A 1729-nucleotide genomic window follows, 5' to 3' on the forward strand; every position below is an offset into this window, starting at 1 on the left:
AGCCAGCTGGCGAGGTGCATGCCGAGCCGGAGGTGGTCGCGGTGCCAGTGGAAGCGTCGCAGGTGGAGGAGCCTGGACGTCTACAGGAGCTGTACGGCGAGCTGGACGAGGTGCTGGCAGCGGCGGGTGAGCTGGAGGTTGTGCTGCTGAAGCACTACATCGCCTACCGGCGGATCCTGAACGTGGCCTCGGTCGTGTTCCGCCCGGGGCACGGGGCGCTGCTGGTCTACCTGCGCTTGGGCCCGGACTCGGTGGAGCTGGAGGAGGGCTTCACGCGGGACGTGCGTAACGTCGGGCACCTGGGGACGGGTGATCTGGAGGTGCGGATCGCTTCGTCGGCGGACCTCGAGAAGGCGGTGCCGTTGATCCGGCGGGCGGTCATGGAGTCCTGACCGGCGGAAACGGGCGGCTGGAGCGTGGTGATCCAGCCGCCCTTTCGCGTCTGTGGGCCATTGGCCTGGTGGTTCTCATGGTCAGGCCTCCGGTCCGGCGAGGGCGAAGTCGTCCTGGGTCAGCTCTGCTCGCAGGCGCTGTTCGGCGATCTCGGCGTAGTGCGGGGAGAGTTCAACGCCGACGAAGCGCCGGCCCTCGCGCAGGGCAGCAACGCCGGTGGAGCCACTGCCGGTGAAGGGGTCGAGGACGGTGCCGCCTTCGGGGCAGATCTGGACGAGCTGCTGCATGATCTCCAGCGGCTTCTGGGTGATGTGGACGCGGTCCTTGCGTGGCTGGCTGGCGGAACTGGCCGGGCAGGTAGAGGTTGCGGCTGTTGTCGAGGGTGCCCTTGACGCCCCAGGTGATGAACTCGGCGGACTGTTTGAAGCCGCCCTTCCGCGGTCGGCTTGCGGGCTTGATCCAGGGGATGGTGCCCTGCCAGGTCCAGCCGGCCATCTGGAGGGCGTCGCTGGTGGTGGGCTCCTGCCTCCAGTCGGAGAAGACCATGGCGACCGCGTGCTCGGTGCTCGCCCGGTAGGCCTCGGTGAGGAGTTCGGTGAGCCAGGCGCGGTAGGAGCGCTGGTCGCGGTTCTCGCCGGGGAAGGTCTGGAGGTCGTGGGCGGAGCCGCTGGTGACGTACTTGGCGCGGGCGTCGCGGCTGGTGCGCTCGGAGCTGGTGCGGCCGCCGCTGTTGTACGGCGGGTCGGTGATGACCGCGTTGACGGACTCGTCGGGGAGGTTCTTCAGCACGGTGAGGGCGTCGCCTCGGTGGAGGGTGAAGTCGTTCACGGGGGCCTTCCTCGGGCAGGGGTTTACCGGCTCCGGGCGGCGCGCCGTGGCAGCCGCCGGGAGCGGTGGTGCAGGGGACGGTAGCCGCGATCGGCAGCCGTGCCTAACGGACAGCACGAGGACGTCGAGGCTGGTCGGGGCTCGTTTGGCGCGGCCGGAGTTCGCGTCTACTGTCTCGCCATGCCAACCGGGCAGCGGGCCAAGTCGGCCCGAACCGGGGCGCATTGGCCCGCGCTGTCCCGCCCAGGCGAGACCGCGCGACGGAGTGCGCGAATCTTCCCTACGCCCGAGGGGTGCCTCGTGTTCCAGCTGAGATTACGAGCGCGGCCGGCTGCCGCGCGTGACCCGAGACCGGCGTCCGGGAGCTACCAACTCCCCTGACCCGGACCCGCCCTGAACGGCGGTTTCACCACCGGTGGGGGGGCGCGGGCGAGGTCGCCACAGGAGGCCGCGCCCCCAACACAAACAAAACCCCCCACGCTCCCCAGCGATTCCGCAGAATAGTATT

General features: G+C 69.8%; 1 protein-coding gene and 1 pseudogene. One reads left to right on the top strand and one right to left on the bottom strand.

The window, feature by feature from the left end:
• A partial coding sequence (locus ACWDCZ_RS41045) for a DUF5655 domain-containing protein (protein WP_449818682.1) occupies positions 1 to 392 on the top strand: 392 nt, incomplete at its 5' end.
• Between the two features lie 81 nt (positions 393 to 473).
• Here ACWDCZ_RS41045 and ACWDCZ_RS41050 read toward each other — a convergent pair.
• Positions 474 to 1221 (bottom strand): annotated as a pseudogene (locus ACWDCZ_RS41050) (DNA-methyltransferase).
• Between the last annotated feature and the right edge of the window lie 508 nt (positions 1222 to 1729).

The organism is Kitasatospora sp. NPDC001225, from assembly GCF_053597855.1.